We start from the raw sequence: 15369 nt of genomic DNA, 5'->3' as shown, positions 1-15369 counted from the left end.
GTTATTCGCCGATGATCTTGCCGGAGTCGAACTTGGCGTACAGAGTAAGGCGGGCGGTAACGTCGTTTTTCACGGCCTTTTTGGTGTAATTCTTGATCATCACGTTGGGCATTAGGTGCATGTTCGAGACGGGAATGTAGTCCAGGCCGGCGATAATGAGGGTGTTCTCGTCATCCACGCCGTCGCCGCTCACCTTGCCGCTGGCGAACTTGGTGTAAACGGTGCTGCTGGTGTTGGGGTCATAGGAGTCATAGCGGGCAAAGGCTTTGAGCTTGGCCAACGGCGTGATCCAGGAACCGAAAAGCGAGTAACCGGTCTTGATTACATCCGCTTTCTCGTAGCGGGCCAGCTTGTCATTCTGGATGACCGGGCTGGAGATGCCGGACTTGTTGTTGGTGCGCTGCAAGTATTCCGCGCCGATCGAGAATCGCGGTTGGTCATAGCCGACGAAGCCCTTCAGGGTCCTGTACGAGGTGCTGCCGACATAGTCCTTGCCTGCGCTCATGGCTGTGGCCGTCTGGGGATCATTCGGATTTTGTTTTTCATAATCGGCATACCCTTCGATCATCAGGCCTTTGAACGGAGTGATCCAGAGCGCATACCCAAACTTCTTATAGCGGTCGCCTTCAGCGGCGCCATAGCCCGGTCCGTTCATGATGGTCAGCCAGTGGTGCAGCGTTTTGGTCAGATCACCCTTCACGGCAAGGCCCAAATCGGCAGAGGAGCTGATCTTGTTGAGATCCATGATCGTCTTTTCGACTGAGCGGTAGCCCCAGAGTTCCTCGGAGTTCTTGAAGGCGTTGGTTTCGGAGATGCCCAGATAGAGCTTGTGGTTGGGGATCAGATTGCTCCATTCGATGTAGGCATGTTTGACGAAGGGATTGATCTTGCTGGTGCTGCCGTAGCCGTTGCTCTCGGACTCGAGACGGAAACGGACCTTGATGGCGTCGGTGATGTTATTCTCGAAGGTGAAATAGATGCGTCGGAACTGGAAGGCGTTGCGGTCCTTTTCCGCCGGGACACTATGGTTAAGGTTATAGTAGTAGTCGCTATAAACAACCCCAGAGAGGTTAGAAGTGGTTTGGCCGAAACTTGAGACCGGAAGCAGGACAGCCATGGCCAACACGGCCAGCACAACGGCGGATACCGCTTTTTTCATTTTTCCTCCTGAAGTAAGATGCAGTGTACTTCCAAATGGATAGCCCATTTTCACGGTATAATTTAGCGTCAAGTTGTTAACTGGAAATAAAGGGCAGGTTAAGAAATCGTTAAGAGAAGAATAGGCTCCTGCCGATCCCGCGTGACCGCCCCTGCGCAATAGACCCCGCCAAACGCTACCATATCAAGTCTCCCGATCCGTTCAGCTTTCCTTCCGGTCATACGGCTGCGGCTTTTCTAATGGCGACACTGATCAGTTTTTTCTGGCTATCGGCAGTTTTAGCTGCGTTTGGATGGGCCAGTCTGACCGGATTTTCACGTGTCTAAAATGGGGTTCACTACATCGGTGATGTTATCGCCGGCACGATACTCGACGTGCAGTGCGCCCAGGCGGGCTTGTCCTGGGTCCAGAGCCATGCAGGCGGTTCTTCTCTTCTGATGTCAGCCGTCTGCCGGCTTAATAAATCTTTTGACTCAAAGGAAAATATTGTTAGATTAGTCAGAAACAGTTAGACGCCAGCCGACGCAAGTCACAGGGCCCACGCCTCCCCTTGTCATAGATGTACTGATCGAACCCTATTCCAGCCCACCAAGTTGAGGAGGATGGAATGAAAGAGCTGGATGTACGTGAGATTATTACCGCCAAAGCCCCCAACTATTTTTCCCGATATCCACGCTTCGTTGAACCGCTGCTCGTCCATTGTCTCTCCCGGCTTTTGCGGGTGGAGGAGATCAATCGTCAGATCCGCAAGAATGCCGGTGTCAAGGGTGTGGCCTTCATCGATGAGGTATTCGAGGACCTCGATTTTTCCTACTATTTGTCCAGTATCGACCGTAATAAAATCCCCTCCGAAGGCAAGCTGGTGGTGGTTGCCAATCATCCTCTGGGAGCCCTGGACGGTCTGGCGCTGCTGCGAGCGATCAGTGAGGTCCGGCCGGATGTGCGGATCATCGCCAATGATGTGCTAATGAATTTTGAAAATCTGGAAGAGCTCTTCCTGCCGTATGATGTCTTTTCCAGGCATATGCAAAAAGAGCATATTGCGCGCATCGGTGCGGAGCTGCTGGCAGAGAAGGCGATCCTCTTTTTCCCGGCGGCGGAGGTTTCGCGCCTGACCTGGAAGGGCATCCGTGATCCGCAATGGCTGAACGGGCCGGTTTTTTTCGCCAAAAAGTATGATGCCCCGGTCCTGCCGGTCTTCATCAAGGGCCGGAATTCGATCCTCTTTTATGCGGTCTCGCTGCTCTACAAAAGATTCTCCACCTTGCTCCTGCCCCGCGAAATTTTCAACAAACGCGGCAAATCGCTGCGTTTTGTGATCGGTGATCCCATTCCCGGCGCCGTCTTTACGGCCTCTTATATCAAGACCAGGGTCATGAGCCGCCTGCTGCGCAAACAAACCTATCTTCTCGCTCGAAAAAAAAAGACCACACTTTTCCGGACTGAAAAAACCATCATCCATCCCGTTGACCGCCGGCAGCTGAAGGAGGAACTGGCAGCCTCCACGCTCCTGGGTCAGACCAGTGATGGCAAAAAAATCTATCTGGTGGAATTCGAGCGGGCGCACCGGGTCCTGCGAGAGATTGCCCGGCTACGCGAGCAGACCTTCCGCAAGGTGGGAGAAGGGACGGGACTCAAGCTTGATCTCGACCGCTTCGATCGCTATTACCAGCACATTGTGCTTTGGGATGACGCCCCGCTGGAGATCATCGGCTCTTACCGCGTGGGCAGCTGCCAGCGGATCCTGGCCGGGCATGGCGTGGAGGGGCTCTACACCCATACCCTCTTCAAGTACAGTCCCGCAGCGCTTCCGATTCTGAATGAAGCCCTGGAGCTGGGACGCAGCTTTGTCCAGGTCAAATACTGGAAGAGCAATGCCCTGGACTATCTCTGGCAAGGGATTGGTGCTTACCTCGCCCATCATCCGGAGATCCGCTATCTGATCGGCCCGGTGAGCATCAGCAATACCTACACCGAGCGTGCCAAGGAGCTCCTGGTCTATTTTTATCAGACCTGGTTTCCCGGCGATCCCGCTTTGGCCCCTCATGTCAGCCCCTTCCGCATCTCGCTGCACAATCAAGCCGAGCTCGCCCTTCTCTTTCCGCACATCGAGTATCGCGAGGAGTTACGCAAACTCAAGGAGGCCCTCAAGATGCTTGGTTTTTCTATCCCGGTTCTCTACAAGCAGTATTCAGAGCTGTGCGAGGAGGGCGGGGTTGCGTTCATCGACTTCGGCGTGGACAAGGATTTCGCCGATTGCATCGATGGATTGATCCTGGTCCGCATTGATCTGCTCCGCCCCAACAAACGGGAGCGCTATATCACCATCAACCAGGTGCTCACCACCTGAGGCTGATCCGGATTGATCGGCGGAGATCCTGGGCTCTTGCCGGACCGGCTGCGGATTGGAGGGCTCCCGTATTGATGGAATGGGTTGACATTGTGTAAAAATATTGGTAAGTTATTTGACAAATGTTATTGCGGCCCAAAAAGGACCCCCTCCTTGTCACGATTTTTGCACTACCCCTTGCTGGTTCTGCTCGTATTCGGTTTGATCCTCCCGGCAGCGGCACAGCGTGCCCGCGACGGCCAGCCGCATGCCGCCCGGCTGCAAAAGAGCGCTGTGGACGATTATTGGCATTACCACAATGCCGGCAACCTGGGATTGACCGTAACCAACTATGGCGTGATCGGGGAGGGGTATAACAATGCCAAACAGCCCTCCTGCCTGTACAAACTGCATGCGGATAATCCCCGCGATCAAATCGAACACATGTCGTTTGGCGGGCTCTGGGTCGGCGGCCGCAGCGGAGCCGATGGTCTTGCGCACGTCTCCACCGCCATAGTCGACGGGGTTTTCAATTCCGGCGAGGAGGGTTTTGAATTCACCAACACCGCAGATAAAGCGGATACCATCCGCGAGCGCTCCACCATCGTCACCTCCCGCTACTTTTCTCCGGATGCCGTTTCTCACCAGGATTTTGTATGCAACTTTACCGATCTGAACACCCGTGTCCCGGGCACGGATTTCGAAATTCCCAACCATACGCCTCTGGGATTGAAGGTCCACCTCGAGACCTACGCCTGGAATTATCCCTACACCGATGCTTTTGTGATCCTCAACTATACCATCACCAACGTCTCCCGCTATACAATTTCTGATCTTTATGCCGGCATCTGGGCGGATGCCGCCGTCGGCAATATGAACTATACCAGCATTTATGTCTCCGGCGGCGGCTGGTCGTGGTACGACAATTTCAATGGTTTCGACATCGATTATAACATGGCGTACCAGTTCGACGTCGACGGCGATGATGGCTTCGCTGAGAGCTACTTCGGACTTCGTTACCTCGGTTCTTCACGGCGCCAGGATTCGGTCCGTGTCAACTACGATCAGTGGCGCTGGTCGGCCAGCTCAGCCATGGATTTTCCGGAATATGTGATGCCAACCGATGACGCCGGCCGTTATGAAGTGCTCAAAGGACGGCATGCCGGCAAATACCTGAATGCTGCCAGCGATGGCGGCATCCCCACCAACCTGGCCGACCGTGGCAGCTGGATGTTGGTGCTGAGTGCCGGTCCGCTTGGAGATCTGAAGCCAGGGGCGTCGGCAACCGTAACCTTCACTGTGGTTTGCGGACTTTGGGCCACCCAGGAAGGCAGCGATACTCCGGCCCGCCGCGCCAACCTCCGCCTCAATTCCGACTGGGCCCAGATCGCTTATAACGGCGAGGATGTCGACGGAGACGGCAAGCTCGATCCCGATGAGGATACCAACGGCAACGGCCTCCTCGACAGCGGGGAGGATACCTATCGCGCCGATCTCGATCTCAATGGCAACCATCGCTGGGATCCGGGCGAAGCGGTTTTCGGCGATGGAGATGGCCATCTGGATGTCTATGAAGACAGCTATGCCAATCGCCTCAAAGGCATCACGGCTGGTAATGGCGTCATCGACCGTTTTATCCTGCCCAGTCCGCCACCGTCCCCCAATCTGCTCCTGGTGCCGGGCGAGGGTGAGGTGACCCTGTTTTGGGATAATGTGCCGGAGCTCACCGAGGATCCGATCACGCGCGAAATTGATTTTGAGGGCTACCGCATCTTCAGCTCACCCAAAACGGCGGGATCTGCGGAAGAAAGCACCCTGCTGGCGGAATTCGACCAGATTGACAACCAATTCTATGATACCGGATTCGATGCCATAAGGGCCGACACCGTCATCGCCGGCCACCGCTATTACTACCGTTTCACCAACAAAAACCTACTCTCCGGCTGGCCGGGTGAGTACTGGTTCGCCGTCACCGCCTTTGACCGGGGCAATCCCAAGAACAAGCTGCCCAGCCTCGAAAGCTCCATCCTCGAGAACAAGACCTATGCAATCATCGGATCACCGTCACGTCCGGCTGGCAGCAAACTTGCGGCCGGGGTCTTTCCCAATCCCTACCGGGCCCAGGCGCGTTGGGATGGCGACAGCGAGCGGGACAAGATGATCTGGTTCTTCAATCTTCCGGCCGAGGCCGAGGTGCGCATCTATACCCTGGCCGGTGACGTGGTCGATCAGTTCACCCATCATGGTGCCAGCTACAAGGGAGAGGATGTCGAGCTAATGCAAAAACGGATCGGCGGCAGCCATACCGTTCTACCGGGCGGCCTCCATGCCTGGGATCTCATCTCCACCTTTGATCAGGCCATCGCTACCGGCCTCTATTTCTTCAGCGTCAAGGATCTGGCGACCGGCGAGATCCAGACCGGGAAATTCGTCGTCATCAAATAAAATACATCCCCTCTAATTAATGCAGGAGTTGACTTGAAAAAACAGATACTGCTTCTCGTGCTGCTGGCCGTCCTGGGAACCTCCTGGGCTGCTATCACCCCCATCCGGGATATTCAATACACCACCGACGCCTCGGGCGATTCTCCGCTCAAGGGCCAGGTTGTGACGATCAGCGGCGTGGTCACCGGCGAGATCTACGCTTTCAAAAACAGCTATTACTATCTGCAGGACGCCAATGCCCCCTGGTCCGGCGTCAAGATCTATGACAAGACCCATTTTGCAGCCCAAGGCGACAAGGTAACCCTGACCGGCAAGGTGGAGGAATACAAGGGGGTCACCGAGATCACCGCCGTCACCGATTTCAAGATCGACTCGACCGGCACCCAATGGATCCAGCCCATGGCTGTGACCACCGGCGAGATCGCCACCGGGGCAGCCAACGCCGAGGCCTATGAGGGCTGCCTCATCCGGGTTGGCGCTTCGACGATCACCAATCCCGCGCTCGGGTACGGCGAATGGCAGATCGATGACGGCTCCGGTCCCTGCCGCGTCGACGATGAGACCAAGTATTATTTTACCCCGGCCAACTATACTGCGGTACAGTCGGTCACCGGTATCCTCGATTTCGCCAACGGCGATACCAAGATCGAACCACGCTTGGCCAATGATGTGGTCGAAGAAGGTCCTTATACCCGCATCCAGCGCATCCAGCAGGTCCGCTACAGCGATTTGCTCAAGGCGCCCACGGTTTATGCCGCCGACAAAAGCTATATGAACGGCGATACGGTGACCGTCAAAGGCATTGTCACCATGCCGACCGGTCTCTGCTATGCTGGGGCTGGCATCAAGTTCACCTTTGAGGCCGCGGAAGGCGGTCCCTGGTCCGCCCTGCTCTCCTATCATCGCGATTCGACCGCCTATCCAACCCTCTACGAAGGGGATGAGATCGAGATGACCGGATATATTTCGGAATACACGACTTCTCCTTCGAACATGACCGAATTTTTTATCACCAGCCCCATCAACATCCTGGACGCCGGTAAGCCGCTGCCTCCAGTCGATTCGATCAAGACCGGAGATTTGCGCTGGCCGACCACGGCCGAGCAATGGGGCACTGTGATGGTCAAGGTCGGCAATGCCATGGTGACCAACGTGACGCAGCAATATGAGCTTTTTGAAGTCGATGACGGCAGCGGCGGTGTGTTGATCGACGACGAATCGGATAGTCTACGCAATTATCCGGACCCACCGCTCAAATCACTGTTCAAATCCATCGAGGGGTGGGTTTACAACCATTACGGCTATTACACCGATTCCACCACCTACAAGCTGGAGCCGCTCTTCCGCACCCGGGTCCTTCCTGGCACGGCAGGTCTAGCCATCAAGAACACCACGCGCAGCTCTGCGGCTCCGACTCCGGTTCAGGCCGTCACTGTTACCACAACCCTTGATCCCATCATCAGTGCCGTCGGGGCCAAACTCTATTACAAGGTCAATGACGGGGCCTATTCCGTGGTGGAGATGAAGGCGAACGGTGCGACTTTCAGCGCTGAAATCCCGGCGCAGCCGCTCAACAGCCTGGTCAGCTATTACATCGAGGCCACCGATAAAAGCGGCAAGGTGAGCTACGATCCGCCCGATCAGGTGGTCGCCAATTATTCCTATGTCGTGCTCGAAGGCCAGCCAACCCTGGCTCAGATCCAGTACACCCCCTGGGCTGTTGGCGACAGTCCCTTCCAGGGCTGCAAAGTGGCGGTCGAGGGCGTGGTCACGGCCGACACCCTCTTTTTCAAGAAATATGGCGCCTATCCCATCCAGGATGCTGCCGGCGCCTGGAACGGTCTTTATATTCTCGGCAAGGTGCCCAGCCTTCTGCAGGGCGATCGTGTGCGCGTCTATGGCACCGTCGAGGACCACAACGCCGACTATCTCTACAAATGGGAGGGCAACACCCAGATCAAGGCCGACAGCGTCAAGATCCTGAGCCGGGGGGCAGCTCTGCCCGCCATCACCAGCGTCTCCACCAATGCGCTGAAAGACAAGAGCAAATCCGCCGAGTCCTATGAGGGCGTGCTGGTGCGGATCCAGAATGCCACGCTCATGGCCGTCAATTCGTACGATGTCACGGTGGACGATGGCAGCGGCCCCTGCCTGCTCGATGCCGATGGTTTTGTCGGCCGTGACCAGGATGCCAATCCCTACTTTTATATCAACAAGAGCGCGCAGTTGCTCATCGTCGCCGGCGACACGGTCAGAATCGGCGAGCAGATCAATGTGGCGCAGGGTGTATTCCTTTATAGTTTTGGCACCCACAAGATCGAGATCCGCAATCTGGGCGATATTGGCACGGTGACCGGGGTCCGGAATGCCGTGGCAGCGCAGCCGCTGCGCTTCGACCTCGGGCAGAACTATCCCAATCCCTTCAACCCCGAGACACGTCTCTATTTCGAGCTGCCGGTTTCTGAAGAGGTCAAGCTGGTGATCTATAACGCCCGCGGCCAGATCGTCCGCAATCTGGTGACGGGGCGCTACGATGCCGGCCATCATGTCATCAACTGGGACGGCCGCGACAACACCGGCCAGTCGGTTCCGACGGGCATCTATATCTACCGCATCAAGGCGGGTGATTATATCGCCGCGCACAAGATGACCCTGGTCAAATAACCCTAATTCATAGGCTGGGCCAGCCCGATCACGGGCTGGCCCAGCTGAGCGGTCCGGAATCAAGCGCATTATACTCCATGATAAAAATGTATAGACAGCCTCTGATCCTGCTGCTGCCGCTTCTGGCCAGTTGCGGGATCAAGGACCCCTTCGGTGATGATCGCGCTGCCAAACCGGTGGGCAACCAGCCTCCGGAGACCCATCTTTTCCTTCAGGTGAGCCAGGAGCAGATCACCCGGGCCGATACCCTGCTCGATGGCAGCATCGTCACCCGGCTCTACACGACCGGACTCGACACCACGCCGAGCAAGCAGATCATCCACTGGTGGGGCGATGATCCCGATGGTAAGGTGGTGGGCTATTATTTCCAGTGGGACTACATGAGCGCGCCGGTCTATACTATTTCCGAGTACGACACCTTTTATGTGCCGATCCGCAGCCATTACGACGAGTTCTCCTTCAAGGTCTGGGCGGTGGACGACCAGGGGCTCCAGGACCCGACCCCGGCGCAGCTGCGCTTCCCGGTCTACAACACCCCGCCGTCGATCGCGTTCCGGCTGAACTCCAATCCCAGCGTGACCGGCAACACTAATGTCATTGCCTATACCTTCCCCACCCGCACCTTTTTCTGGGATGCGGCGGATGATGACGGCAAGGAGACCATCACCCATATCTATTACGCCCTGGATGACACGGCGAACTGGACGGCCCTCGCGGGGGATGCCAGTCAAATCACCCTGCAAGGGCTGACCCCCGGCGAACACCGCTTCTTCGTCAAGGCCCAGGATATCTCCGGGGCTACCAGCCCGGCCATCTCCTTTCCCAATCCGGCCAGCTCAACCTCACCGCAGCATTGGGTGGTCAAGCCCGTTCAGGGCGAGCTGCTGCTGGTCAACGATTTTGCCCAGGATCAGAGTCTCTATCAGGTGCAGAAATTTTACACCCAGATTCTCGACCAGCTGGTCGGCCCGGGGGGCTATTCGGTTTGGGAGATCGGCTCGAACGCCGAACCCTTGATCAACGCCCAGAACGCTCTGCCCTACGCCTCCATCGATATTGAAGCCAATCTGGCCTATTTCAAAAAGGTGATCTGGTTCGCCCACCTCGGCCGGCCGCATCTGACCGCCGCGGGCCAGGGGATCACCCGGTTTGCTGGACGCGGCGGCTGCATCTTCATCAGCAACGGCAACGAGGAGATACCCGACAGCACCTGGACCTTCACCAACCTCGATTCGGTCTATCGCCTTAATCCTGGAGGGCGTCTGCTGGCGGGGATCCGGGTGCTCGCGAGCTTTGGTACACCCAGGGATCCGCAGCTTGATCTGAAGCTGGAAAAGCTGATCGGCAACCGGGTCTCCGGCCTGGTTCCCGGTGCCGGGGCCGAGGTGGTTCTGCGCATGGAGCCCGATACCGAGGCCTCCGTCACCGTACCGTACAAAGGGTCGCCTCCCGTCGCCTTGCGCTATGCGATCGGTCCGGGGGAGTGCATCTATTTTTCATTGCCTCTCCATTTGTGCAACGGCAACGGCAACATGACAGAATTTTTCCGTTACCTACTTTTTGAAGAGTTCAACCGATAACCGCATGAAAACTACCGGAAAATTGGCCCTGCTCACGCTGTTCTTCATTCTTTTCGCTGCCGGCGTCCGGGCGCAGGGTTCGCTGATCCGCGGACGGGTTGTCGACAAGCGCACCAATGAGGCCCTACCAGGTGTCAATATCTCCGTGCCTGGCACCTACAAGGGTGCGGTGACCAACGTCGAAGGCTTGTTCGAGATCCGCGGTCTCGCCCCCGGGGATTACGATCTCAAGGCCTCGATCATTGGCTACACCGTGCAGATGCGCACAGGGATCCATGTCGTCGCGGACAAGACTACCCAGGCCGATTTTGCCCTAGAATCGACCGTGCTAGCCCTCGGCCAGACCGTCGAAGTGATCGGCCAGAAGCCCCTTTTCGAGACCGACATCACCGCCTCTCAGCAGCATATCTCCTCAGACGAGATCAAGCAGAAGGTGGTGGAAAGCGTCAACGACTTGGTCGGTGAACAGCTCGGTGTGGTGGTGCAGGACAACAAGATTCACATCCGCGGCGGGCGTGCCGACGAGAGTCTCTATATCATCGACGGTCAGTCGGTCAAGGATCCCCTCTCGGGCTATTCCAATACCCTCTATGTCAATGCCGCGGCGGTCAAGGAACTCAAGGTTATCACCGGCGGATTTGATGCCGAGTACGGTCAGGCTATGTCCGGCGTTGTCGATATCGAGACCAAAGAGGGTGAGGAGCATTATTCGGGCGGCGTCACCTTCAAATCGGACAATTGGGCCCGGGGGCTTTTTCCCTCCTTCAATACCGACATCCTCCAGGTCACGCTCGGCGGACCGGAACCCCTCACCGGCCGGCTGCTGCCGGCCCTAGGCCTCCGCTTGCCAGGCAAGACTACGTTCTTCGTCAGCGGTTACGGCAATGTCACCGATACTTATCTGCCGCACGCAATCAAGCTGTACCCCGCCAAAGCTGCCTATGACAAACTCGCTCCGCGCCAGGAGAACGACTGGCATCTTATGGGCAAGCTCTCGTGGGAGATCCGCGCCGGTCAAAAGCTCTCGATCTCGCATGACCGCTCGCTCAATATTAACCAGGGCTACTTCACCTCCCTGGCCACGGATATCGGCGGTTTCCCCTGGGCCTACTCGAAGATGCTGGACCATTACAATACCCTGACCAAAGAGGCTAACCTGACCACCCTACAGTGGGTACACACTCTCAACCGCCGCACCTTTTACCGGCTCAGCCTCTCGCGTTTTTTTACCAGCATCCACTCCGCGGTGCATAATAAAAAGTGGAGCGAGTATCAGGAGGTTCTCGATCTCGAACCCATTCTCTACATCCCGGACTCGGAGGGCAACATTCGCACCCAATACGGCGATGGATTCTATGACACCGGCGACGCCGAGGGATGGTATGATTATTTCAGCGATAACTGGACCCTCAAGGGCGACTTGACTACCCAGCCGAATGAGAAACACTCGATCCGCGGTGGGTTCGAAGGACGCTACACCGATATGCAGGTGGTCGATATCAACGCCCCCTGGTACGGCGAGAGCGGTCTCGGACGCAATCATGACTATTTCCGGGTCTATCCCAACGATGGCGCCTTCTTTCTTCAGGACCGGATTACCTATGACGGCATGATCGTCAACATCGGGCTGCGTTATGATTATTGGTTTCCCGGCAAGTATGTCGACGAGGCGATCCGGGACTCCAATACCGTGACCATCACCGATGCGGCCCGGAGCAAATATCTGGACGAAACTTTCGAGCTTTTCGGCATGCGCGGTAAAAGCCATCTTTCGCCCCGCCTTGGCATCAGCCACCCGGTCACCGACAATGACGTCCTCTATCTCCATTACGGCCACTTCTCGCAGCAGCCCAAGGGGCAGTATGTCTATGCCAAGTTGCGCTCCACCTCCGAGGCCACCTATCAGCTTTTCGGCAATCCCAATCTCAAGCCGACGACGACGGTCGCCTACGAGATCGGTATCAAGCACCGTTTCAATGCCAACCAAACCCTGGAGATCAAGGCCTATTACAAGGATATGTTCGATTACCCCACCTCGATGACGGTGAAAAAATACAGTCCCAGGTATGGCAACATCAGTTTTCTGATGTATGTCAACATGGATTATGCCCGCTCGCGCGGCATCGAGATGCGGTTCCGCCGCCGTTACAGCCAGTTTCTCAGCGGCAATATTGACTTCACCTATGCCCTGGCCACGGGCAAGAGCTCGACACCGAACACCAACCTGCTGGTTGTCGCCGGCAAGGTGAGCGAAAAGCCGCTGGGGGAGAGCCGGCTAAGTTGGGACCGCCCCTACCGTCTCTCAACGGATCTCTATTTCGATATGCCGGAGAAGGCGAACATCCGGTTTTTCGGCCTCCGCCTGCCAGAGAAATGGGGCTTGACGATGCGTTGGGAATATGAGTCGGGCAAGCGCTACCGGCGCATCATTGATGTGGCGAACAATATCTACCAGAAGGATGAGTACGGGTCGCTTTCCGACCCCTGGATGCGGATGGATCTGCGCTGGTACAAGGAATTTCAGATCATGAAAACCCGGCTGGCCCTGGTGGTCGAAGCCGAGAATCTTTTCAATACCAAGGTTCCGCGCATCATCAATCCGGTCACCGGCCGGCCCTATCAGCCGGGCGATGTCATCCCGGTCACTTGGTATGATGACCCCAAGGACCTGCCGGCCGACAATCCCGCGCGCTATGACTGGCCGCGACGGGTGATGACCGGGGTGGAGGTACGGTTCTAGTGACGACACGACTACCTCTATATGCGCAAGCTGGCCGTGCGGCCCGCATCCCTGCGCTGCTGATGAGTGTTCTGCTGTTGGCCCTTCAGGCGGGCGCCCAGGGTCTGTTACCCAAACTCGGCGAGCAGCGGGCCGGGACCGCGTCGATGACTTTTCTCAAGATCGGCGTCGGAGCGCGCGCCACAGCGATGGGCGGCGCTTATGTCGCCATGGCCAACGATGCCTCCTCCACCTACTGGAACCCGGCCGGGCTCGTCCAGACCGGCCGCAACGAGCTGATTGTCTCCCATCTCGACTGGCTGGTCGATGTTGACTATGAATATCTCGGTTATGTGCATCAGGCAACCCGCAATCTCGCGCTGGGCGGCTTTGTCGGCTATCTCCACTTCGCCGATATGCCGGTGACCACCGAATATCATCCCTATGGCAACGGCGACTACTTTTCTTACAGCGACATGGCAGCCGGGCTCAGCGGTTCCCTCAAGATGACCGACCGGTTCTCTTTTGGAATCACCCTCAAGTATGTCCGTGAAGAACTGGCGGAGTTGCGCATGGGTGGGGTGCTTCTAGACCTTGGGACCTACTACTGGACGGGCTACAAGACCCTGCGGATTGCCGCAGCGATGCGCAATTTTGGCAATGATGTTCGTCCGGGCGGCACCTACCTGCGCCGGGGATCGGGCGGGGAGACTGCAACCGCCTATCAATCCTATTCTCCGCCGACGCTCTTCACCCTGGGAGCCGCCATGGATCTGCTCACACGCCCGCGTCATTGCGTCACCGGCACTCTGCAAATGAACCATCCCATGGATGACCAGGAGAATCTGCTGCTGGGCTGCGAATACCGCTACCGCACCCTCTTTTTCCTACGCAGCGGCTATCGCGCGAATATGGATGAAAACCAGTGGACTTTTGGCGCCGGGGCCAAATTCATCCTCAAGGGGGTGCGGCTCAAGCTCGATTATGCCTATTCCGACTATACCCATCTTAATGTGGCGCAGCAGTTTACCTTTGGATTTGAATTTTGATGAAAAGCCTTTATCTCTTACTCATCGCCGTGCTTGTGGCCATTCTGGGTGGATGCGAAGAGAGCAAGATGCCCCTTCCAAGCCCGCGGACCGTTAGCACCTCGTTCGGAGCTAATGATACCAGCTATGTCGAGCTCAATCCGGTCTGGAACAGCGCCCAACTCGGTCTTGCCCTCGCTGCCCCCGGAGACCTCACCATTGGCGCTGACGGTACCCTCTTTCTTGCTGACGAGGGGGCCGGACGTATTTATGCCCTAAACAGAGCGGGACAGGTTTTGAGCGGTTACGGCCTCGATCAAATCGCCCTTCCGGCTCCGCGTGCCCTGGCCATGGACAGCAAACTGAACCTGTTCATGGTCAATGGCACCAACCGGCTCTTCATCTGGAATCAATACCTTAACCGAATATCCATCGACTCCGTTGCCGAAGCCGGCGTCTATTTTGACCGGGAGAGCCATCAAGAGATCACCCTCACCTTTGCGCAACTGCGGCAGCGTGTCGCCGCCGGCGGCTCGGCACCCATGCTGCGCCGCTATCTCTTTTACAGCGACCCGGAGCGCATCGCAGCTGCCAAGGCAGTCTATCCCGTCTGGCAGGACCCGGAAGCCAGCGCGCAGTACAATGGCGTGGCGGCCGGAAAGTACGGCCAGGAAACCGTCTATGTGACCGAGTCGGCCACCGACCGCATCCTACAGCTCCTGCTCGTGCCTGATCTGGCCCTCAAGGGCAGGGAACGCACGGTGCTCTTTCACTATACCGCCGAACTGCAAACTACCGTGGCGGTCTATGGTTCCGGGTCCGGCACCGTCGATGACCCCTGGGCTATCACCACCGACAGTGATGAGAATCTCTATTTTACCCAGCTGCGGGGAAACTTCCGCGTGCAGAAGCTCGCAGCGGGGACTTTTATCCCGCGGTACATCCTCTATCAGCACGCCATCATGGACCTGGATCGTTTCCAAAGGCCCTTTGACCTGGCGCTGGATGGTTCGGGCAATATCTTTGTCCTTGATAACGGAACCGGTACCGTCAGCAAATTTGGCAATGCCGGCGCGCGGGCCGGGCAGCTGCTGCCCCTGGGGAAGAAAGGATTGGCGTTGGCCGCTTTCTCCGATGGACGCGGTATTCTTGTCAGCGACGATGTGGTCTACGTCGTGGAACGCGGCACCAAATCCCTGCGTCGTTTTCAATACTCGGTCTCGGAGTCCGATCTACCGGATGATGAGAAGAATCCTTGATTTGCAAATTAAATAAAACAAGCACTTATTTCAGAAAAAAAATCGCCAGAGATCGCATCTTCACCTTAAATTCATTTGCGTATTTGGCCGCGATTTTGTATTATTTCCCCGTCGTGTTGGGGCGTTTTGGGATTTCCAGGATCCACTATACAGGATGTCGATTTTCCTGAGCCTGCTCACGAGCCG

At 56.8% G+C, this 15369-nt stretch carries 9 protein-coding genes; 8 read left to right on the top strand and 1 reads right to left on the bottom strand.

Going from position 1 to position 15369, the window contains the following annotated elements:
• Position 1 precedes the first annotated feature (1 nt).
• Complete coding sequence (locus PLH32_01095) at positions 2-1159, bottom strand: hypothetical protein (protein ID HQJ63184.1); 1158 nt, start codon at positions 1157-1159, stop codon at positions 2-4.
• Between the two features lie 134 nt (positions 1160-1293).
• On the opposite strand from PLH32_01095, the gene PLH32_01090 reads away from it, so the two are divergent.
• From PLH32_01090 to PLH32_01055, 8 genes are all read left to right on the top strand, one after another.
• Positions 1294-1485, top strand: coding sequence for a phosphatase PAP2 family protein (locus PLH32_01090; GenBank protein HQJ63183.1), 192 nt, complete (start codon positions 1294-1296; stop codon positions 1483-1485).
• Positions 1486-1766: 281 nt separating this feature from the next.
• Entirely contained in the window at positions 1767-3509 is a 1743-nt protein-coding gene (locus PLH32_01085; protein ID HQJ63182.1) for a GNAT family N-acyltransferase, read from the top strand.
• A gap of 153 nt (positions 3510-3662) precedes the next feature.
• Positions 3663-5933: a hypothetical protein gene (locus PLH32_01080; GenBank protein ID HQJ63181.1), complete on the top strand. Its 2271-nt coding sequence runs from the start codon at positions 3663-3665 to the stop codon at positions 5931-5933.
• A 33-nt stretch (positions 5934-5966) separates the two neighbouring features.
• The gene (locus PLH32_01075; GenBank protein HQJ63180.1) at positions 5967-8597 is read left to right on the top strand and encodes a FlgD immunoglobulin-like domain containing protein; all 2631 of its coding nucleotides are present in this window, start codon (positions 5967-5969) and stop codon (positions 8595-8597) included.
• Positions 8598-8683: 86 nt separating this feature from the next.
• Complete coding sequence (locus PLH32_01070; protein HQJ63179.1) at positions 8684-10177, top strand: hypothetical protein; 1494 nt, start codon at positions 8684-8686, stop codon at positions 10175-10177.
• A gap of 4 nt (positions 10178-10181) precedes the next feature.
• Positions 10182-12917, top strand: coding sequence for a TonB-dependent receptor (locus PLH32_01065; protein ID HQJ63178.1), 2736 nt, complete (start codon positions 10182-10184; stop codon positions 12915-12917).
• Complete coding sequence (locus PLH32_01060; protein ID HQJ63177.1) at positions 12917-13945, top strand: PorV/PorQ family protein; 1029 nt, start codon at positions 12917-12919, stop codon at positions 13943-13945. Before PLH32_01065 ends, PLH32_01060 begins: the two co-directional genes overlap by 1 nt.
• Positions 13945-15183, top strand: a complete 1239-nt coding sequence (locus tag PLH32_01055; protein ID HQJ63176.1) for a hypothetical protein — start codon at positions 13945-13947, stop codon at positions 15181-15183. The genes PLH32_01060 and PLH32_01055 overlap by 1 nt, the downstream gene beginning before the upstream one ends.
• Positions 15184-15369 lie beyond the last annotated feature (186 nt).

This window comes from bacterium, from assembly GCA_035419245.1.
GTDB lineage: Bacteria > Zhuqueibacterota > Zhuqueibacteria > Residuimicrobiales > Residuimicrobiaceae > JAKPUX01.
The sequence above is the reverse complement of the archived record's forward strand: the minus strand, read 5'-3'. Positions and strand labels throughout refer to the sequence as shown.